Consider the following 20,372-nt stretch of genomic DNA (forward strand, 5'->3'; position numbering starts at 1 on the left):
CCATGACGACCTCTCGGCCGGGCGCCCCCGCGGCCGCCCCGCGGAGGCGCTTCCGGTTCCAGGGGCTCGGGCTCGGCGTGTACGCCTTCCTGGCGCTGGCGTTCCTGCTGATCCCGATCGTCTACACGTTCGTGTTCTCGTTCAACGACGCGATCAAGAACAACATCGCCTGGCGCGGCTTCACGCTGCGCAACTGGACGAACGTCTGCGACGCGGCCGGCATCTGCGACGCGTTTGCGGCGTCGATCATCATCGGCATCGTCTCGACGGTGATCGCGACGGCGCTCGGCACCATGATCGCGATCGCGCTGATGCGCTACCGGTTCCGGTTCCGCTCGCAGACCAGCCTGCTGCTGTTCCTGCCGATGGCGAGCCCCGAGGTCGTGCTCGGCGCGGGCCTGGCGGCCCAGTTCCTCAGCCTCGGCGTGAACAAGGGCTTCGGGACGATCATCATCGCCCACGTGATGTTCTGCATCAGCTTCGTGGTGGTGACGGTGAAGGCGCGCGTCGCGTCGCTCGACCCGGCGCTGGAGGAGGCGGGGCGCGACCTCTACGGGTCGCCGAACGCGGTGTTCTGGCGGATCACGTTCCCGCTGCTGCTCCCCGGCATCCTGTCGGCGGCGCTGCTGTCGTTCTCGCTGAGCTTCGACGACTTCATCATCACGAACTTCAACGCCGGCGCGGTGACGACGTTCCCGATGTACATCTACATCGCGGCGTCGCGCGGCATCCCGGCGCAGGCGAACGTGATCGCGTCGGCGGTGTTCATCCTGACGATCCTGGTGGTGCTGATCTCGCAGCTCACCGCGGCCGCCCGCGCCAAGCGGCTGGCGCGGGCGACGCAGTAGCGGTCAGGCGGTGTAGGAGGCGCGGATGGCGCCCACCGGGACGCCGTTGCCGAGGACCGCGAGGTCCAGCTTCGGGGCGACGGCGTCCACCGCCGCGCGCTCGACGGCGCCGGCGTCGGCCAGCAGCGACAGCGCGACGATGCTCGCGGCGCGCAGGCTGCCGTCGAGCACCTTGAGGCTGACGGTCGTGCCGTCGGGCGCGGCCATCACCATGACGCCCTCGGCGCCGAGCTTGGCGAGGATCCCGAGCTCGTCGATGACGACGGTGTTGGCGCGGCCGGGCCCGTCGATGGCCCAGCCGTTGGCGAGCACGGCCGTGCGCAGCACGGCGGCGTTCCGGAAGAGCGCGAAGGGCGAGCCCTCCGACGCCGTCCCGATCCGCTGGATGCCGCGGGCGAGCGCCAGCAGCGACATCGCGTGCACCGGAGCGCCGCAGCCGTCGACGCCGGTCGCGACGACCTTCTCGCCGGTCAGCCGCTCCGTCGTGTCGCGGATGTGCTGCTGCAGCGGGTGCTGCGGGCTGAGGTAGCTCTCCAGCGGCCAGTGGTTGACCTGGCAGGCGAGCAGCATCGCGGCATGCTTGCCCGAGCAGTTCATGAACACCGGGCTGCGCTGCGATCCCTCGCGGATGGCGTTCTCGCGGGCGGTGCCGTCGAGCGGCCAGTCGGCGGGGCAGTGCAGCGCGTCCTCGGTCAGCTGGGCCTGCGCGAGCAGCCCGCGGACCACCGAGACGTGCGCCGGGGTGCCCGCGTGGCTAGCGGTCGCCAGGACGGCGTTCGCGCCCTCCAGCGTCACACCCGCGCCCATGACGGCGACCGCCTGGAACGGCTTCAGCGACGAGCGCGGGAAGACCGGCTTCTCCGGCGCGCCGAGCGACAGGACCACGTCGCCCTCGGGGCCGAGGACGACGGCCGAGCCCGCGTGGCGGGACTCGACGAAGCCGCTGCGCTCGACGACCGCGAGCTCCACGGCCTCCGCGGTTCCGAAGACCTCCGGCGTCACAGCGCGGCGAAGGCGTCGTCGAGGACGGAGACGGCGTCCGCGATGAGGGCGTCGCTCACGGCCAGACTCGGCAGGAAGCGCAGGACGTTGCCCCAGGTCCCCGCGTTGAGGAACAGGATGCCGCGCTGGGCCGCGTAGGCGATGATCGCGTTGACGGCCTCCGGGTTCGGGACCTTCGTGGTGTCGCCGGTGCCCGGCTGGACCAGCTCGATCGCCACCATCGCGCCGATGCCGCGCACGTCGCCGATGATGTCGTGCTTCTGCTGGAGCTGCTCCAGCGCCGGCTTGAGGGACTTCTCGATGCGCGCGCCGTGGGCGAGCAGGTCGCCCTTCTCGATCTGCTCGAAGACCGCGATCGCGGCCGCCGCGGCGACCGGGTTGCCGCCGAAGGTGCCGCCGAGGCCGCCGGGCTGGGCGGAGTCCATGATCTCGGCGCGGCCGGTGACCGCGGCGAGCGGGAGGCCGCCCGCGATGCCCTTGGCGCTGAGCACCAGGTCGGGGACGAGGCCGAAGTGCTCGCTGGCGAAGAACGCGCCGGTGCGCGCCATGCCGCTCTGGATCTCGTCGGCGATGAACACGACGCCGTTGGCGGTGCACCACTCCTGCAGCGCGGCCAGGTAGCCCTCGGCGGGAACGACGAAGCCGCCCTCGCCCTGGATCGGCTCGGCGACGAGGCAGGCCAGGTCGGACGCGCCGACGACCTTCTCGAGGTAGGCGATGGTGCGCGCGGCCGCCTCGGCGCCGCTGAGGCCGTCGCGGTAGGGGTAGGAGTTGGGCGCGTGGTAGACGTCGCCGGCGAACGGACCGAAGCCGGTCGCATACGGCATGGCCTTGTAGTTCATGGCCATCGTCAGGTTGGTGCGGCCGTGGTAGGCGTGGTCGAGCACGGCGACAGCGCGGCGGCCGGTGTGCTTGCGGGCGATCTTCACGCCGTTCTCGACCGCCTCCGCGCCGGAGTTGACCAGCACGGTCTTCTTGGCGTGGTCGCCGGGTGTGTGGGCGGCGAGCAGCTCGGCGACGCGCACGTACTCCTCGTAGGGCGTGATGGTGAAGAGCGTGTGGATGACGTCCTGCAGCTGGTCGGCGGCGGCCGCGACGACCGCGGTCTCGGTGTGGCCGACCGTGGTCACGCCGATGCCCGCGCCGAAGTCGACGAACTGGTTGCCGTCGACGTCGACCAGGATGGCGCCGTTGGCGCGGGCGATGTAGACGGGGAGAGCCGAGGAGACGCCGGTCGGCACGACGGCGAGCCGGCGCTGGTGCAGCTCCTGAGACTTCGGGCCGGGGACGGCGGTGACGATGCGGCGTTCTTGCTCCACGGTGAACGTGGGCGTGCTCAGGGTGTCAGTCATGATGCTGGCCAGTTTAGCCGCCGGTGCGAGAATCGATCCATGAAGCTCGAGCACCGCTATGCGATCGACCTGCAGTGGACCGGCAACCGAGGCGAGGGGACCAGCGGCTACAAGGCCTACGGGCGCGACCACACCGTGAGCACGGAGGGCAAGCACCCGATCGAGGGCTCCGCGGACCGCGCCTTCTTCGGCGACACGGACCGCTGGAACCCGGAGGAGCTGCTGCTCGCCGCGCTCAGCCAGTGCCACATGCTGAGCTACCTCGCCGAGGCGGCCCGGTCCGGCCTCGTCGTCGTGGGCTACACCGACGCCGCCACGGGCGTCATGGAGCAGACCAACGACGGCGGCGGCCACTTCACGAGTGCGACGCTGCGGCCGAAGGTCACCATCGCGGACCCGGCGCAGGCCGAGCTCGCGGCCTCCCTGCACGCACCGGCGTCGCAGAAGTGCTTCATCGCCGCGAGCGTCAACTTCCCGGTCGGCCACGAGCCGGAGATCCTCACTCTCGCCTGACCCGCACGACATTCGTCACGAATCGCGACACGACCGCATCCCGACATTCGTCACGAATGTCGCGAAATGGCACCTCATTCGCGACATTCGTCACGAATCGCGCACCAGCCGATTCGCGGCATTCGTGCCGAATCGCGTGAATGGGGCGCGTATTCGCGACATTCGTCACGAAGGTGGCGCGGGCGCTAGAGGCGCTCGGGGCGCAGCGCGCGCTTGACGCGCTCGACCGTGTTCGCCGGCGGCGACTCGTTGTACGTCCCGGCGAGCTCCTGGCCGGTGAGGGCGTGGATGGCCGCCATGATCTCGTCGGTCGCCTGGCGGCGGGCGCGCCCGGACTCCGCCGGTCCGTAGTGCGCCACGTCGATCGGCTCGCCGAACGCGATGGTGATCCGGCGGACGCGCGGGAACTTGGCGCCGACCGGTTGGACCTCGTTCGTGCCGATCAGGCCGACGGGGACGACCTTCGCGCCGGTGGTCAGCGCCAGCCAGCCGATGCCGGTGCGACCCTTGTAGAGGCGGCCGTCCAGCGAACGGGTGCCCTCCGGGTAGAGCGCGAACGCCGCGCCGGTGTCGATGATCCGGCGGGACTGCTCCAGCGCCTCCTGGGCCGCCTGGCCCGCCCCGCGCTTGACGCCGACCGCGCCGATCGCGGTGAAGAAGGACCGCGAGACCGCGCCCTTCAACCCGGTGCCCTCGAAGTAGTGCGACTTGGCGAGGAACTGCACCCGCCGCGGGGAGGTCATCGGGATGACCAGCGAGTCGATGAACGACAGGTGGTTGCTGGCCAGGATGATCTTGCCGTGCCGTGGGACGTTACGCGCGCCGATCACGCGCGGGCGGTAGATGAGCCGCAGCAGCGGCGCGACGATCCGGCGGCCGATGAAGTAGGTCAGCCCGGGGCGCGGCAGGACCTCGGTCCCCGCGTCATTCCCGTCATCGGGTGCTGTCGAACTCACAGAACGAGGTTAGTCGCGAATGTATGCCGTGCCCGGCATGCATCCGTCAATCCCCGAACGGCCGCAGCGGCGTGCAGCCCCAGCCGCCTGCATAGACCAGGCACGGCAGCTGCAGGCCGGGGTAGCGGACGGCCCGCGGGTCGCCGAACCAGCTGTTGTAGAGCCGCGAGAAGTTGAGGTTGCCGTACGCCGAGCAGGCGTCGCCCGGGCCGGTCGGATGCGCGACCGTCTGCTTGTCCGGCTGGTACGGCGTGTAGTTGTAGAGGTTCGCGGTCGCCTGGTTGACGACCCGAACCGTGCTCGCGCCGCAGGTGGCGTCGGGGTGGTACTGGATGCGGTTCGCGCCGACCTGATAGCGCCAGTCGGTCGGGTGCGCGGTGTACTCCCGGAACTGCCACGCCGCCCGGTAGACCTGGTTGAAGAAGCCGAAGTAGCGGGTGTCGCAGCCGGCGGTGTCCGGGCACGCGTAGCCCGTGGCCTTCTGGTAGCCGCTCGCGCTCGGCGTGGTCAGCAGCGACTGCTCCTTCTGCAGCAGGACCAGCAGGACGCGCGGGCTGATCGTGCACGCCTGCGCGATGCGCACGATGATGCTGCTGGCCCGCTCGTTCTTCCGCGCCGGGATCGCGGCGCAGCGCTCCGCCGAGGCCGCGGTGCGCGGCACGGCCATCCGGAAGTCCGCGAGGCAGGGCGAGGTGTCCTTCGGCGTGCACGCACGGTCGTCGAGGAAGTGCTGCACCTGGTCGGCGGTCATCGCGTACGGGTTGTAGAAGCTGTCGTCGCTGATGATGTCGCCGGGGTCGAAGGCCGTCCGGGTGGCCGCCCGGGTGGCCTCCTGCGCGCCCGGTTGCGCGGTGCGCGCCGGGGCCGCGGAGGCCTCCGCGGCCGGGCCGGCGTCCAGCGCGGGCAGGGCCGTGAGGGCCGCCGCGGTCACGATGATCGCGGCGGCGAGCCGTCGGCGGGGGAGTCGCATGGCGTGGCGTTCCTGATCGGCGGGCGGGTCCGGTCGGCGGGCGGGACCCGGTCAGCCGAGCCGGCCGAGCGCCTCTTCGATGACGGTGGCCGCGTCGTCGATCAGCTCCTCGCTGATGACGACGGAGGGCAGCAGCCTCAGCACGCTGTCCCAGCTGCCGGCGTCCAGCGGGATGACACCGTTGGCGGTCGCGTGGGCGAGGACCGCCTTCAGCGCGTCCGGATTGGGCTTCTTCGTGCCGGGCACGACCAGCTCGACTCCGAACATGGCGCCGACGCCGCGGACCTCGCCGACGACGGGGAAGCGCTCGGCCCAGTCGCCGATCCGCGCCCACAGCGCCTTCTCGACGCGCTTCGCCTCGGCGAGCAGGTCCTCCTGCTCGAACGCCTCGAAGACCGCGAGGGCCGCCGCGGTGGAGACCGGGTTGCCGCCGAACGTGCCGCCGATGCCGCCGGGCTGGACCGTGTCCATGATCTCGGCGCGGCCGGTCACCGCTGCGAGCGGGAAGCCGCCGGCGATGCCCTTGGCGGTCGTGATCAGGTCGGGCACGACGCCGTGGTGCTCGATCGAGTACCAGGTGCCGGTGCGGCCGATGCCGGCCTGGATCTCGTCGGCGACGAAGACGATGCCGTTCTCGGTGCAGTACTCCGACAGGCGCTTGAAGTAGCCGGGCGCGGGGATGATGATGCCGCCGTCGCCCTGCACCGGCTCCACGAACAGCGCGGCGAGCTCGGTGGCGCCGATGTGGGTCTCGATGTAGTCGATGGTGCGCTCCGCGGCCTCCTCGCCCGTCATCCCCTCGGGGTCGCGGAACGGGTAGCTGATCGGGAGGCTGTAGATCTCGCCGGGGAACGGGCCCATGCCGGCGCGCTCCGGCCAGGGGCGGTAGGTCATCGCCATGGTCAGGTTGGTGCGGCCGTGGAACGCGTGGTCGAGCGTCGCGATGGCGCGGCGGCCCGTGTGCTTGCGCGCGATCTTGACCGCGTTCTCCACGGCCTCCGCTCCCGAGTTGACGAGGATGCTGTGCTTCTCGAAGTCGCCTGGCGTGATCTCCGCCAGCTTCTCGGCGACGCGCACGTAGTTCTCGTACGGCGTGACGGTGAAGAGCGTGTGGGTGAGCTTCGCGGCCTGCTCGGCGGCGGCCGCGGCCACCGCGGGGTGGGCGTGGCCGATGGTGGTCACGCCGATGCCGCAGCCCAGGTCGATCAGGCGGTTGCCGTCGACGTCGACCAGGATCGCGCCGGAGCCGGACTCCATGTAGATGTTCGCAAGCGTCCCCGCTCCGCGGCTCACCGACGCGACGCGGCGCCGCTGCAGCTCCACCGAACGCGGGCCGGGGAGCTCGGTGACGACGTGGCGGGACTGGGGGACGGAGAAGTCGCGGGTCATGTCCTCCATCGTATGGGCGTTGTTCAGGTGCTCGTTCAGCGGGGACCTAGGTGGATGGGGCAGACTGGCTCCTCGTGCGCAGATCCCTCTCCGTCCTCACAGCAGCCCTCGTCGTCGCCGGCCTCGCCGCCTGCAGCTCCTCCTCGCCCGCCCCGTCGGCGTCGAACACCGCTGCGGCCGCGACCTGTCAGAACGTGAAGTCGGGCTCCGCGTCCGACTCGATCAAGGTGTCGGGGAGCTTCCTCAAGTCCCCGGACGTGACCGTGCCGGCACCCCTCAAGACCGGCGACGTGGAGCGCAGCGTGGTCATCAAGGGCAAGGGCGCCGAGGCCAAGGCGGGCTCCAGCGTCGACATCGCCCTCGCCGCCTACAACGGCACCACGGGCAAGGAGCTGACCGCCTCCGCCGGCTTCGACGGCCAGCCCACGCAGACGATCACGGTGGACGACAAGGCCTTCGTTCCTGGCCTGGTCCGCGCCGTGGAGTGCCTCCCGGTCGGCTCGCGCGTCGTCCTGACCGCTCCGGCCAAGACCGCCTTCGGCAACGCCGACATCTCGCAGTTCAAGCTCACGTCGAAGGACTCCGTGGTCTTCGTCGCCGACATCGCCGACATCGCGCCGACCCGCGCGAACGGCACCCCCGTCGCCCCGACCCCCGGCTTCCCGACCGTCAAGGACGACGCGAAGACCGGCGAGCCGAGCATCACCATCCCGAAGGCCGACCCGCCGACGGAGACGAAGATCGCGGTGCTCAAGCAGGGCGACGGAGAGACCGTGCAGTCCGGCGACACCGTGACCGTCCAGTACAAGGGCGTGCTCTGGCGGAACGGCCAGATGTTCGACTCCAGCTGGAGCCGCGGCCAGGTCGCGTCGTTCCAGACGACCGGCGTGGTCAAGGGCTTCCAGAAGGCCCTGGAGGGCCAGAAGGTCGGCTCGCAGGTCATCGCGATCGTCCCGCCGGCCGACGGCTACGGCGCGCAGGGTTCCGGAGAGATCAAGGCGACCGACACAATGGTGTTCGTGATCGACATCCTGAAGACGAGCCGCTGATGGCCGCGCGCCGCGTCGTCATCCTCGGCTCGACCGGCTCGATCGGCACGCAGGCGCTCGACGTCATCGCGGCGAACCCCGACCGGTTCGACGTGGTCGGACTGACCGCCGGGCGCAATGCGGACCTCCTCGCGGAGCAGGCGGAGCGGTTCGGGGTGCGCGACACGGCGCTGGGCGCGGACGACGCGGTGCGGCTGCTGCACTCGGTCGAGGCCGACGTGGTGCTGAACGGTATCACCGGCTCGGTCGGGCTCGGCCCGACCCTCGCCGCCCTGGAGACCGGGGCGATGCTCGCGCTCGCCAACAAGGAGTCCCTGATCGTCGGCGGCGCCCTGGTCAAGCGAGCCGCCGCGCCGGGGCAGCTCGTCCCGGTGGACTCCGAGCACTCGGCCCTCGCCCAGGCGCTGCGGTCGGGCACGGCCGACGAGGTGCGGAGGCTGGTGCTGACCGCGTCCGGCGGCCCGTTCCGCGGCCGCTCCCGCGACTCCCTCCGCGACGTGACTCCCGCCGAGGCGCTCGCCCATCCGACCTGGGACATGGGGCTCGTCGTGACCACCAACTCGGCCACGCTCGTCAACAAGGGCCTGGAGGTCATCGAGGCGCACCTGTTGTTCGACGTCCCCTACGACCGGATCGACGTGACGGTGCATCCGCAGTCCGTCATCCACTCGATGGTGGAGTTCGTGGACGGCTCGACCATCGCCCAGGCCTCCCCGCCGGACATGCGCCTCCCGATCTCGCTCGGCCTCGGCTGGCCCGACCGGGTGCCGGGAGTCGGCGCGCCGCTGGACTGGACGACGGCGCACACCTGGACCTTCGAGCCGCTGGACGACGAGGCGTTCCCGGCCGTGGCCCTCGCCAAGCGCGTCGGCACGGCGGGCGCGACCTACCCCGCGGTCTTCAACGCGGCCAACGAGCAGGCGGTGGCGGCGTTCCACGCGGGTGCGATCGGCTACCTGGACATCGTGGACACGGTGGAGCGCGTCGTGGACGAGCACGAGCCGGCGGCCGAGCTGACGCTGGAGTCGCTGGCGGAAGCGGAGCGCTGGGCGCGGGCGACCGCGGACGCGCACCTCGCCGGCCGGTAGTCGTGGGCGGCCGCTAGCCATCGGACCCGCATAGCTTTCGTGCGGCTCCCTCCAAGCGTCCGCGGCTAGCCTGGGCACGTGGATTCCGTGCTGCTGTTCGTCCTCGGCGTCGTCATCATCCTGATCGGCGTCGCGCTCTCGATCGCGCTCCACGAGATCGGTCACCTGGTGCCGGCCAAGCTGTTCGGCGTCAAGGTCACCCAGTACATGATCGGCTTCGGCCGCACCCTGTTCTCGTTCCGGCGCGGTGAGACCGAGTACGGCGTCAAGGCCATCCCGCTCGGCGGTTACATCTCCATGATCGGCATGTTCCCGCCCGGCAAGGACGGCGGCAGCGGCCGAAACGCGACCACCGGCTTCATGCAGGCGATGGTGCAGGACGCGCGCACCTCCAGCGCCGAGACCGTCGGCGAGGGCGAGGAGGACCGCACCTTCTACCGCCTCCCGGTGTGGAAGCGTATCGTCATCATGTTCGGCGGGCCGTTCATGAACCTGCTGATCGCCGTCGTGCTCTTCGGTGTGCTGCTCATGGGCTTCGGGGCCCCGCAGAACTCGCTGACGATCGCGAGCGTGAGCCAGTGCGTCGTGGCGACGACGAGCACGTCGCAGACCTGCGGGTCGGACGCGCCGCAGGGCCCCGCCGCAGCGGCCGGACTGAAGCCCGGCGACACGATCGTGAGCATCGGTGGCAAGACGATGACGTCGTGGGCACAGTCCACGGCGATCATCCGCGAATCCGCGAACACGCCGCTGACCGTCGTGCTCCGGCGCGACGGGCAGGAGCGCACCGTCGTGCTGACACCTATGACCAACACCGTCGCCAAGCTCGACGCGAACGGCCAGCCCGTCAAGGGCGCGGACGGGAAGACCGAGACGCTCCAGGCGGGCTTCGTCGGCATCGGCCCTGTGCAGGAGCTCGTCCCGCAGCCGGTGACCTCCGTGCTGCCCGCGGTGGGCGCCCAGACCGCAGCGGTCGTCGGCGTGGTCATCCACCTGCCGCAGCGCATGGTCGACGTCTGGAACGCCGCGTTCGGCTCCGGTCAGCGCGACCCGAACGGACCGATCAGCCTGGTCGGCGTCGGCCGGGCCGCGGGGGAGCTGACCGCGCTCGACGGCGTGCCGGTGATCGACAAGGTCTACACGATGATCGGGATCCTGGCGTCGCTGAACGTCGCGCTGTTCGTGTTCAACCTCATCCCGCTGCTGCCGCTCGACGGCGGCCACATCGCCGGTGCGCTGTGGGAGGGCTTCCGCCGGTCGATCGCCAAGCTGTTCAAGCGCCGCGACCCCGGACCGGTCGACATGGCCAAGCTGATGCCGCTGACCATGGCGGTCGTCGTCATCCTCGGCGGGATGAGCGTGCTGCTGATGTACGCGGACATCGTCAAGCCGGTCAACCTGTTCGGCTGACCCCCGCACACATCCCGTTCACCCCACGCCCAGCCGCTTCCCACCCGGCCGCGTAGGATTGTCGGGTGGCAGCAATCAACCTGGGGATGCCCAAGGTCCCCGAGACCCTCGCACCCCGTCGCAAGTCCCGCCAGATCCGAGTCGGAAAGGTCCTGGTCGGCGGCGACGCCCCGGTCAGCGTCCAGTCGATGTGCACGACGCCGACGACGAACATCAACGCGACCCTGCAGCAGATCGCCGAGCTGACAGCCTCCGGCTGCGACATCGTGCGCGTCGCCGTGCCCAGCCGGGACGACGCCGAGGCGCTGCCGATCATCGCCAAGAAGAGCCAGATCCCGGTCATCGCCGACATCCACTTCCAGCCGAACTACGTCTACGCGGCGATCGACGCCGGCTGCGCGGCGGTCCGGGTCAACCCGGGCAACATCCGCAAGTTCGACGACCAGGTCGGAAAGATCGCCGCCTACGCGAAGGCCGCGGGCGTCTCGCTCCGCATCGGCGTCAACGCCGGATCGCTGGAGCCCAGCCTGCTGCAGAAGTACGGCAAGCCGACCGCCGAGGCGCTGGTCGAGAGTGCCGTCTGGGAGGCCAGCCTCTTCGAGGAGCACGACTTCCACGACTTCAAGATCTCGGTCAAGCACAACGACCCGATCGTCATGGTGAAGGCCTACAGGCAGCTCGCCGAGCGCGGCGACTGGCCCCTGCACCTCGGCGTGACCGAGGCCGGCCCGGCCTTCCAGGGCACCATCAAGTCCGCGACGGCGTTCGGCATCCTGCTCTCCGAGGGCATCGGCGACACCATCCGGGTCTCGCTGTCCGCGCCGCCCGCCGAGGAGGTCAAGGTGGGCCTGCAGATCCTGCAGTCGCTCAACCTCCGCGAGCGCAAGCTGGAGATCGTGTCCTGCCCGAGCTGCGGCCGCGCCCAGGTCGACGTCTACACGCTCGCCGACAGCGTCACCGAGGGCCTGCAGGGCATGAGCGTGCCGCTGCGCGTCGCGGTCATGGGCTGCGTCGTCAACGGCCCGGGGGAGGCCCGCGAGGCCGACCTCGGCGTCGCCAGCGGCAACGGCAAGGGCCAGATCTTCGTCAAGGGCGAGGTCATCAAGACCGTGCCGGAGGCCGAGATCGTCGCGACCCTGATCGAGGAGGCGAACCGCATCGCCGCCGAGATGGAGGACGCGCAGGTCGCGTCCGGCGAGCCCACGGTCACCGTCGGCCACTAGGGAGCAGCGCGGCGGGCAGCGCATCACCGCACCACTAACATGGAACGGTGCCTACTCGCCTGACGAACTACTTCCTCCGCACCCTCCGTGAAGACCCCTCCGACGCGGAGGTGACCAGCCACAAGCTCCTCGTGCGCGCGGGCTACATCCGCCGCCAGGCGCCGGGCATCTTCGCGTGGCTGCCGCTGGGGCTGCGGGTCAAGGCGCGCATCGAGCAGATCATCCGCGAGGAGATGACGGCCGCCGGCGCGCACGAGGTGCACTTCCCCGCGCTGCTGCCGCGCGAGCCCTACGAGGCGACCGGCCGCTGGGAGGAGTACGGCGACGGCATCTTCCGGCTCAAGGACCGCAAGGACGCCGACTACCTGCTCGCCCCCACGCACGAGGAGGTCTTCACCCTGCTGGTGAAGGACCTCTACTCCTCGTACAAGGATCTGCCGCTGTCGATCTACCAGATCCAGGACAAGTACCGCGACGAGGCCCGCCCCCGCGCCGGTCTCCTCCGCGGCCGCGAGTTCACCATGAAGGACGCCTACTCGTTCGACTACACCGACGAGGGCCTCGACACCAGCTACATGGCGCAGCGCGACGCCTACGAGCGGATCTTCACCCGCCTCGGCCTCGACTACGTCATCGTGCAGGCCGACGCCGGTGCGATGGGCGGCTCGCGCAGCGAGGAGTTCCTGCACCCCACCCCGGTCGGCGAGGACACCTTCGTGCGCTCGGCGGGCGGCTACGCGGCCAACGTGGAGGCTTTCACCACGCTCGCCCCGCCCACCCGCGGCTACGAGAAGCTGACGCCGCAGGAGGTGCTCGACACCCCGGACACCCCCACCATCCAGACCCTGGTCGACGTCGCGAACGAGAAGCACCCGCGCCCGGACGGCCGGCCCTGGACCGCCGCGGACACGCTCAAGAACGTCGTCCTCGCGCTCACGCACCTGGACGGCACCCGCGAGCTCGTCGTCGTCGGCCTGCCCGGCGACCGCGAGGTCGACCTGAAGCGCGCCGAGGTCGCCTTCGCGCCGGCAGAGGTGGACGCCGCGACCGAGGATGACTTCCGCAAGCACCCCGGCCTCGTGAAGGGCTACATCGGCCCCTGGTCGGCCGAGGGCCCCGTGCTCGGCGAGGAGGCCGCCACCGGCATCCGTTACGTCGTCGACCCGCGCGTGGTCGACGGCTCCGGCTGGATCACCGGCGCGAACGTCGAGGGCAAGCACGTCTTCGGGCTCGTCGCCGGCCGCGACTTCGGCTGGGACGGCACCGTCGAGGTCGCCGAGGTGAAGCCGGGCGACCCCGCCCCGGACGGCTCCGGCCCCGTCGAGCTGGCGCGCGGCATGGAGATCGGCCATGTCTTCCAGCTCGGCCGCAAGTACGCCGAGGCGCTGGGACTGAAGGTGCTGGCCGAGAACGGCAAGCTCGTCACCGTGACGATGGGCTCCTACGGCATCGGCGTCACCCGCATCCTGGCGATCATCGCGGAGGAGAACAACGACGAGAAGGGCCTGGTCTGGCCGGCCGCGGTGTCGCCGTTCGACGTGCACGTGGTCGCCGCCGGCCGGGAGGCCGTCGCGTTCGAGGTGGCCGAGCAGGCCGCCGCCGCGCTGGAGGCCGCCGGGCTCGAGGTGCTGCTGGACGACCGCCCCAAGGTGTCGCCCGGAGTGAAGTTCGGCGACGCCGAGCTGATCGGCATCCCGCGCGTGCTGGTCGCCGGCCGCGGCGCCGCCGAGGGCGAGGTCGAGCTGTGGGATCGCCGCAACGGCGAGCGGTCCACGCTGCCGCTGGCCGAGGCCATCGCCGCGCTGACCGCCTGAGCGGACCGCGCAGCGTTCACGACGCCGCCTGCGACCGTGCCCCGCGATTCAGGGCTCCACGGTTCAGGCGGCGTCGTCGTCTCCGGTGATCTCCGCGTGGATGCGGCGCAGGTCCTCCATCAGCGAGCCGATCAGCACCCAGTGCCGGGGGTTCGGCGTGCTGATGACGAGCGGCGCCGTGAGCACCGGGATGCCCGCCGTCTCCGTGCCCGGCTCCGCGACGGGCGCGTCCGGGTCGCGGGACAGCAGCCGGAGGTCGTGCGCCGACCGCTCCAGCTCGTCCGCGATGGCGGCGATGGTCGGCTCGTCGGCGAGGCTGTCGTCGTAGTGGTCGTGGAAGGCCCTGGTCATGCCGAGCGAGCGCGTGATGAGCGGGCGGAGGCGCGCGAAGAGCTGCTGGTCGTGCTCCAGGACGACGCGGTGCCGGGACTGCCGCGGGTTGAGCGTCAGGCTCTCGTCGGCGGCCGTGAGCGCCGCCTCGGCCTTCTTCTCCATCGGGCGCAGCAGGCGCGCCTCGATCAGGAGGGCGTCGCGCTCGCCCGGCGACGGCCGGCTCGTCAGCGCCACGGCCAGCCGGTCGAGCGTCGCGGCGATCTCGCGGCCGAGGTCCAGCACGGCGGTGCGGGCGGGCCCGGTGAGGACCGGAGGGACGATCGCGATGTTGACGATCACGCCGATCGCCGCGCCGATGATGGTCTCCACGATCCGGGCGAGGGCGTACTCCGGGTTGGTCGCGCCGAGGGAGAGCACCAGCATGACGCTGATGGGGATCTGGTTGGCCGTGCCCGGCGTGAGCTTGAGCGCCCACGAGATGATGAGCGACGCGACGATGGCGAGCAGCACGATCCAGGTGTTCGCGCCGAACACCAGCCCGACCACGTAGGCGATGATGACGCCGAGGATCACCCCGAGCGAGCGTTCGATCGCGCGGCCGACCGACTGGTTCACGCTCGGCTGCACGACGAGGAGGGCGGCGATCGTCGCGAACACCGGGAGCTCGCCGGGGAAGAGCAGTGCGGCGAGACCCCACGAGATGATCATGGCCGTAGCGGTCTTGGCGACCTGCAGGAACGGAGGGCGGGTGCTGGTCCGGATGTTCGCGGCCCGGATGTTCAGGGACGGGGGGATCGGAACCCGGAACTTCGAAGCCACCGTTCCAGCGTAGCCGCCAGGAGGCGGCGGCGACTCAGCCGGCGAAGCGCCGGTAGTCGGCTCCCGCGCGCTCGGCCGCACGCTCCTGTGCCGCGGTGAGCGGCGCGAAGGATTCGATGTCCAGCGTCGCCGAGCCGCGCCGCCACGTGCCCACCACGCGCCCGCGGGCCACCACGATCGGCTGGAAGACGCCGTTGCCGCCGGGCACGATGCGCTGGAAGTGCTCGTCGTCGAGCACGAGGTCGCGCTGCTGGTAGCCCAGCAGGTACTCGTCGAAGGCGGGGAGGAGCTGGACGGCGTCGCGCTCGCTCCGCGTCTCGGGGTGGCCCGCCGCGCGGTCGGCGAGCTCGGCGGTGAGCAGGTACTCGACGCCGTCGACCTGCAGCGTGGTGAGGGCGTCGCCGAGGACGGCACGCGCGGTCTTCGCGCCGGCGACGGTGCCCTTCGTCCACCAGACGAAGTCCTTGACGGTGGCCGGGCCGTGCCCGTGCAGGTAGCGGAGCAGGAACTCGGCCAACGCCTCGTCCGGCTCCAGCTGCCGGGACTGCGGCGCCCACTCGTCCAGGAGCACGAGCGCCTGCTGCGTGCGCAGCGTCGGCCCCCAGCAGACCAGGCCGGTCTGCGCCAGGTAGTAGATCAGGTGGTAGCCGCGCTGGCCGGCCGTGGCGATGCCGTTGGCCTCCCACAGCTCCATGAGCTCGGCGCGGCCGATCCGGCCGCCGCCGGAGAGCGCCTCGACGACGACGTCGCGGGCGCGCCCGAAGTCCGGGGCGTCGAGCTCGAGCTGCCTGTGCCGGGCGGCCAGGCCGGCGATCATCCGGCCGGTCGTGACGCCGAGCATCCAGCGGAGGTCCTCCGGCGGGACGAAGTGGAGGGTGCCGCGCATCGGCCAGGACCGCACGATGCGGCCGGCGTCCAAGTCGGCCAGCACGTCGGCGCGGGTGGCGCCGTCCGTGCGCACCCCAAGGGCCCAGGAGCCGGCGGCGAAGTCCTGCGCCTGCACGGCGAGCATCCGACGAGCGACATCGGCGGGGGTGGCCTCCCGGTCGCCGTCGATCGCGTGGGCGAGGCGGCGCAGGCGCAGCAGGTCGGCGCGGGAGGTCATGGACCCAGTCTGGCCCAGGCGTCCGACACGAGGCGACTCAGGGGAGGAGCCTGTGCTCCTTCAGCTGGTCGCTGAGGCCCGCGCCGTCCGGGGCGTACATCCACGGCGCGCCGGAGATCTCGCTGTGCTTCTCGGCCTTCGAGCGGCCGCCGGCCAGCACCGCCTCGCTGTTGGAGAGCTGCCGGATGGCGACCCCGGCCACGTTGTCCGGGTGCTCGGTCGTGAACTCGCCGTAGAGAACCTCGTCGTGCTGCCCGTCGTCGCCGATCAGCAGCCACTTGAGGCCGGGGAACTCCTCGGCCAGCCGCGCCAGGCTGGTGCGCTTGTGCTCGCGGCCGGAGCGGAAGAACCGGTCGTGGGTGGGCCCCCAGTCGGTCAGCAGCAGGGGGCCCGCGGGGAACAGGTTGCGCGAGAGGAAGCGGGTGAGCGTCGGCGCGACGTTCCAAGCGCCCGTCGAGAGGTAGATCACCGGGGCGCCGGGATGCGCGGCAGCGAGCCGTTCGAGCAGCACCGCCATTCCCGGCGTGGGGACCCGGGCGTGCTCGTCCAGGACGAACGTGTTCCACGCGGCGAGCAGGGGCCGGGGGAGCGCGGTGACCATGACGGTGTCGTCCACATCGGAGATGATTCCGAAGGTGGCCTTGGGGTCGACGATGTAGACCGGCGCCTCGAACACGCGCGCGGACTCCGGCGTCGTGAGCTTCACCGTGTGCCAGCCGGGCTTGAGCTGCACCGGGAGCACGGTGTCGATGACGCCGCCGCGGTCCGGCTTGACCACGTGGTGCGCGCCGTCGATCTGGACCGTGACCTCGACGTCGCCGACGGGCACGCTGATGAACGAGCGCCAGCCGCGGATCGACTCCTCGCGCCTGCGGTGCTTGCGCTCGGCGCGGCTGCCCGGTCGCGGCTCCTTGGCCAGCAGGACCCGGCCGAGGATGCGCACCCAGGTCGGCGAGCCGTAGCCGGTGTACGGCACGACGGTGGCGAGGAAGCCGTGCTTGCGCGCCCGGCGGGCGCGGAACTCGTGGAACGCGTCCTCGACACGCGCTGCGCGGTGCATGATCGGCTCGACGCTCGCGCTCCGCTTGGCTGGGGTTGCAGTCATAGAGGTACCAGTTTCTCACGGAGTGAAGGTTCGCTCAGACGCAGCCCCCAGATCTGGGGTGAGGATTCTTCGGTGTGTCTGAGGCATTTCCCGAGCAAAGGTGAGGTTTCCACAATATGATCCGATGAGAGCGATGGAAGATGCCGTCGCCGGGCTGGGGACCCGCACGCGTATCGTGGAGAACAGAAAGAAGGAGTCGCCCTCGTGCCCATCAACGACCTGGTCGCCGCACAGAACACCACAGGAGCGCCGCTCGTCCGGACGGAGCCGATCCAGGAGCGCAGCGCTGCGCGGATCGACGCCCTCCTCGACGCCGCTGCGGAGGTGGTCGACGAGATCGGATTCGACCGGCTGACCACAGCGATGGTCGCCGAGCGCGCCGGCGCGTCCATCGGCACGGTCTATCGCTACTTCCCCGACCGCATCGTCCTGCTGCAGGCGCTGCGCGACCGTGCGCTGCTACGCTACCGGCACTCGGTGGTCGCGGCGATCCACGCCGAGAGCCCGGCGCACTGGTGGAACGCGGTGGAGTGCGCGATCGACGCGTTCGTGGCGATGTTCCGCACGGAGCCGGGCTTCCGGATCATCCGCTTCACCGATGCGGAGCGCTCGGGCCTCCCCGGCGAGGAGGAGCCGGAGCAGACCGTGTCGTTCGCGTCGCAGTTCGCCGCGATCCTGTCGGAGGAGTACGGCCTGCCCGCGGGCGAGGACCTGGCCTTCCGGCTCGAGATCGTGGTGGAGATCATGGACGGCCTGATCAACCGGGCTTTCCTCGACGACCCGATGGGCGACCCGCGCTTCATCGAAGAGGCGCGCGTCGTGGCCCGCGAGTACCTGGAGCGGCGGTACGACCCGAAGAGCTGAGGCTCTCCGGGGAATGTCGGCGGTATGGGACAGGGTTGTCTCATGGTGTCTGGGGTTGTTTCGGAGGCTGGGTTTCTTGCCACAAACCGACTCAATTCATTGCGCATTGTGCAAAACGCTGTTTGGGTAGATTCGATGGCCCCGATATGTGAGACCGCCCCGTTCCGCCGACCGAGAGCTGAGGATCGATGATCGAGTTCAGCTCCGTCACGAAACGGTTCCCGGACGGGACCGTCGCGGTCGACGACTTCTCCCTGGTGATCCCGTCCCGCAAGATCACCGTGCTGGTCGGCTCTTCCGGCAGTGGCAAGACCACGATCCTGCGCATGGTCAATCGGATGGTCGACCCGACCAGCGGCACCGTCTCGATCGACGGCGAGGACGTGCAGACCCTGAAGCCGGTGCACCTGCGCCGCCGGATCGGCTACGTCATGCAGAACTCTGGGCTGCTGCCGCACCGCAAGGTCGTCGACAACATCGCGACCGTCCCGCTGCTCACAGGCGTGAAGCGCACGGCCGCGCACGAGCGCGCGCTGGAGCTGATGGACACGGTCGGGCTGGAGCGGTCGCTCGCGGACAAGTACCCCAGCCAGCTCTCCGGCGGCCAGCAGCAGCGCGTCGGCGTCGCTCGCGGGCTCGCGGTCGACCCCAACATCCTCCTGATGGACGAGCCGTTCGGCGCCGTCGACCCGATCGTGCGCGACGACCTCCAGAACGAGCTGCTGCGCCTGCAGCGCGAGCTCGGCAAGACCGTGCTGTTCGTGACGCACGACATCGACGAGGCGTTCCGGCTGGGGGACCAGGTCGTGATCTTCCGCAAGGGCGGCATCGTGGCCCAGAAGGGCACGCCCGCCGAGATCCTGGCCCGGCCGGCCGACGACTTCGTCGCGTCGTTCGTGGGCGCCGACCGGGGGAAGCGCGCGCTCCACATCGAGCGCACGCCGACCGGCTCCGTGCTGGTCGACAGCGAAGGGCGCACCGCCGGTGTGCTCAGCGCGGACGACTCCGCTTCCGTTGAAGCAAAGGCCGCGACCGTCTCGGTCGCGGGTGCTACGGCGCAGGGTGAGGACCCGACGTGAGCTTCTTGTGGTCGAACCTCGGCCAGGTCTGGAATCTCACGGTCTCCCACGTGTGGTTGAGCGCCATCCCGATCGTCGTCGGCTTCTTGCTGTCGCTCCCGATCGGCTGGCTCGCGAACCGCTCCCGGGTCAGCCGCCCGGTGCTGCTGACGCTCGGTGGCATCCTCTACGCGATCCCGTCGCTGCCGCTGTTCTTCGCCATGCCCGCCCTGATCGGCACGAAGATCCTCGACCCGGTGAACGTGGTCGTGGCGCTGACCATCTACGCGGTCGCGCTGATGGTGCGCACGACGGCCGACGCGCTCGCTTCGGTGCCCGGTGACGTCGTCCAGTCGGCTACCGCCATCGGGTTCTCGGCCTGGCGCCGGTTCTGGACGGTCGAGCTGCCGCTCGCCGGGCCGGTCCTGCTGGCCGGCCTCCGTGTCGTCTCGGTGTCGACCGTGAGCCTGGTGAGCGTCGGGGCTCTGCTCGGCGTCCCGAACCTCGGTCAGCTGTTCACGGACGGCCTCAACCGCTACTACCCCGAGGAGGTCGCCGTCGGCATCATCCTCATCATGGTCGTGGCCCTCGTGTTCGACCTCGTGCTCGTGCTGCTCGGCCGCCTGCTGCTGCCGTGGTCCCGGCTCGACAAGAGCACAAGGCGGCTCCGCCGCTCGGCGGCGATGAAGGCGGTGACCGGAGCATGACCGATTTCGTGGCGGCCTTCGGCTGGCTCTTCGACCCCGTGAACTGGGCGGGTCCCGGCGGCATTCCCGCACGCACCGGGGAGCACATCGTCTACACGCTGCTGACGCTGCTGCTCGCCGGCGCGATCGCGCTCCCGATCGGCTTCGCCATCGGGCACACCGGCCGGTTCCGCGGGCTGGCGGTGGGCGTCTCCGGAGCCCTGCGCGCGCTTCCGACCCTCGGCCTGGTGGTCTACCTGGCGCTGATCACGACGAACATCACGCTGATGCCGCCGCTGATCGCGCTGACCATCCTCGCCATCCCGCCCCTGCTGGCCGGCGCCTACTCGGGACTCGAGTCGGTGAACCGCAGCACCATCGACGCGGCCCGCGCGGTCGGGATGACCGAGTGGCAGGTCTTCACCAAGGTCGAGCTGCCGCTCTCGCTGCCGCTCGTCATCGGCGGCGTCCGTTCCGGGGCGCTGCAGGTGATCGCGACCTGGACGGTCGCGGCGATCCTTCCGGTCGGCGGGCTCGGCCGGTTCCTGTTCGACGGACTCGCCGTCCAGAACTACCCCGAGATGCTCGGCGGCTCGATCATCGTCATCGTGCTCGCCCTCGTGGTCGACGGCCTGTTCGCGCTCACACAGAAGCTCGTCGTCCCGCGCGGCGTCGCCGCGGGGAAGGTCCGCGCCGACCGGGCCAAGGACCCGTGGCGCGCGTTCGGCATCACTGTCCCCGGGCGTCAGCCCATTCCCTGACCGCCCCGGACCGGGGCGTCCCGACCC

Annotated in this window: 19 protein-coding genes; 11 read left to right on the forward strand and 8 right to left on the reverse strand. The window is 70.8% G+C overall.

Annotated elements, in window-relative coordinates; genetic code table 11:
* Positions 1–2: 2 nt before the first annotated feature.
* Positions 3–848 carry an ABC transporter permease gene (locus HNR13_RS11565; RefSeq protein WP_246313072.1) on the forward strand — a complete coding sequence of 282 codons (846 nt, stop codon included), beginning with the start codon at positions 3–5 and terminating at the stop codon, positions 846–848.
* A gap of 3 nt (positions 849–851) precedes the next feature.
* On the opposite strand, the gene HNR13_RS11570 is transcribed toward HNR13_RS11565, so the two are convergent.
* Entirely contained in the window at positions 852–1,850 is a 999-nt protein-coding gene (locus tag HNR13_RS11570) for an asparaginase (RefSeq protein ID WP_179605892.1), read from the reverse strand.
* Entirely contained in the window at positions 1,847–3,202 is a 1,356-nt protein-coding gene (gene gabT, locus HNR13_RS11575; RefSeq protein WP_179605894.1) for a 4-aminobutyrate--2-oxoglutarate transaminase, read from the reverse strand. Before gabT ends, HNR13_RS11570 begins: the two co-directional genes overlap by 4 nt.
* Before the next feature lie 39 nt (positions 3,203–3,241).
* Here gabT and HNR13_RS11580 point away from each other — a divergent pair, with 39 nt between their 5' ends.
* Complete coding sequence (locus HNR13_RS11580; protein WP_179605896.1) at positions 3,242–3,715, forward strand: OsmC family protein; 474 nt, start codon at positions 3,242–3,244, stop codon at positions 3,713–3,715.
* Between the two features lie 185 nt (positions 3,716–3,900).
* Here HNR13_RS11580 and HNR13_RS11585 read toward each other — a convergent pair whose 3' ends face one another.
* From HNR13_RS11585 to HNR13_RS11595, 3 genes are read right to left on the reverse strand one after another with little or no spacing between them, the layout of a single operon-like run.
* The gene (locus HNR13_RS11585) at positions 3,901–4,671 is read right to left on the reverse strand and encodes a lysophospholipid acyltransferase family protein (protein ID WP_179605898.1); all 771 of its coding nucleotides are present in this window, start codon (positions 4,669–4,671) and stop codon (positions 3,901–3,903) included.
* A 46-nt stretch (positions 4,672–4,717) separates the two neighbouring features.
* Entirely contained in the window at positions 4,718–5,641 is a 924-nt protein-coding gene (locus HNR13_RS11590; RefSeq protein WP_179605900.1) for a hypothetical protein, read from the reverse strand.
* A gap of 51 nt (positions 5,642–5,692) precedes the next feature.
* The gene (locus tag HNR13_RS11595; RefSeq protein ID WP_179605902.1) at positions 5,693–7,039 is read right to left on the reverse strand and encodes an aminotransferase class III-fold pyridoxal phosphate-dependent enzyme; all 1,347 of its coding nucleotides are present in this window, start codon (positions 7,037–7,039) and stop codon (positions 5,693–5,695) included.
* Between the two features lie 65 nt (positions 7,040–7,104).
* Between HNR13_RS11595 and HNR13_RS21605 the strand changes: the two genes are divergently transcribed.
* From HNR13_RS21605 to HNR13_RS11620, 5 genes are all read left to right on the forward strand, one after another.
* Positions 7,105–8,079 carry an FKBP-type peptidyl-prolyl cis-trans isomerase gene (locus tag HNR13_RS21605; protein WP_179605904.1) on the forward strand — a complete coding sequence of 325 codons (975 nt, stop codon included), beginning with the start codon at positions 7,105–7,107 and terminating at the stop codon, positions 8,077–8,079.
* Entirely contained in the window at positions 8,079–9,167 is a 1,089-nt protein-coding gene (dxr, locus tag HNR13_RS11605; RefSeq protein ID WP_179605906.1) for a 1-deoxy-D-xylulose-5-phosphate reductoisomerase, read from the forward strand. Before HNR13_RS21605 ends, dxr begins: the two co-directional genes overlap by 1 nt.
* Positions 9,168–9,245: 78 nt before the next feature.
* A complete protein-coding gene (locus tag HNR13_RS11610; RefSeq protein WP_179605908.1) occupies positions 9,246–10,577 on the forward strand; it encodes a site-2 protease family protein in 1,332 nt (443 codons plus the stop codon).
* A gap of 86 nt (positions 10,578–10,663) precedes the next feature.
* A complete protein-coding gene (ispG, locus tag HNR13_RS11615; protein WP_179609390.1) occupies positions 10,664–11,800 on the forward strand; it encodes a flavodoxin-dependent (E)-4-hydroxy-3-methylbut-2-enyl-diphosphate synthase in 1,137 nt (378 codons plus the stop codon).
* 47 nt (positions 11,801–11,847) lie between these two features.
* Positions 11,848–13,614 carry a proline--tRNA ligase gene (locus HNR13_RS11620; protein ID WP_179605909.1) on the forward strand — a complete coding sequence of 589 codons (1,767 nt, stop codon included), beginning with the start codon at positions 11,848–11,850 and terminating at the stop codon, positions 13,612–13,614.
* A 63-nt stretch (positions 13,615–13,677) separates the two neighbouring features.
* Here HNR13_RS11620 and HNR13_RS11625 read toward each other — a convergent pair whose 3' ends face one another.
* The 3 genes from HNR13_RS11625 to HNR13_RS11635 are packed head-to-tail and all read right to left on the reverse strand — an operon-like array spanning position 13,678 to position 16,976.
* On the reverse strand, positions 13,678–14,766 hold the full coding sequence (locus HNR13_RS11625) for an FUSC family protein (protein WP_343063534.1): 1,089 nt from the start codon (positions 14,764–14,766) through the stop codon (positions 13,678–13,680).
* Positions 14,767–14,800: 34 nt separating this feature from the next.
* Positions 14,801–15,871: a winged helix DNA-binding domain-containing protein gene (locus HNR13_RS11630; protein WP_179605910.1), complete on the reverse strand. Its 1,071-nt coding sequence runs from the start codon at positions 15,869–15,871 to the stop codon at positions 14,801–14,803.
* A 37-nt stretch (positions 15,872–15,908) separates the two neighbouring features.
* Positions 15,909–16,976, reverse strand: a complete 1,068-nt coding sequence (locus HNR13_RS11635; protein WP_246312750.1) for an App1 family protein phosphatidate phosphatase — start codon at positions 16,974–16,976, stop codon at positions 15,909–15,911.
* Positions 16,977–17,180: 204 nt separating this feature from the next.
* Between HNR13_RS11635 and HNR13_RS11640 the strand changes: the two genes are divergently transcribed.
* The 4 genes from HNR13_RS11640 to HNR13_RS11655 all read left to right on the forward strand — a co-directional run bounded on the left by HNR13_RS11640 (position 17,181) and on the right by HNR13_RS11655 (position 20,345).
* Positions 17,181–17,840 (forward strand): TetR family transcriptional regulator, encoded by a 660-nt coding sequence (locus tag HNR13_RS11640; protein WP_179605911.1) that lies wholly within the window; start codon positions 17,181–17,183, stop codon positions 17,838–17,840.
* Positions 17,841–18,028: 188 nt separating this feature from the next.
* Positions 18,029–18,919: an ABC transporter ATP-binding protein gene (locus HNR13_RS11645; protein WP_179605912.1), complete on the forward strand. Its 891-nt coding sequence runs from the start codon at positions 18,029–18,031 to the stop codon at positions 18,917–18,919.
* Positions 18,916–19,605 (forward strand): ABC transporter permease subunit, encoded by a 690-nt coding sequence (locus HNR13_RS11650; protein ID WP_179605913.1) that lies wholly within the window; start codon positions 18,916–18,918, stop codon positions 19,603–19,605. Before HNR13_RS11645 ends, HNR13_RS11650 begins: the two co-directional genes overlap by 4 nt.
* Complete coding sequence (locus HNR13_RS11655; protein ID WP_179605914.1) at positions 19,602–20,345, forward strand: ABC transporter permease; 744 nt, start codon at positions 19,602–19,604, stop codon at positions 20,343–20,345. Before HNR13_RS11650 ends, HNR13_RS11655 begins: the two co-directional genes overlap by 4 nt.
* Positions 20,346–20,372 lie beyond the last annotated feature (27 nt).

This window comes from Leifsonia shinshuensis (assembly GCF_013410375.1).
GTDB classification, from domain to species: Bacteria; Actinomycetota; Actinomycetes; order Actinomycetales; family Microbacteriaceae; genus Leifsonia; species Leifsonia shinshuensis.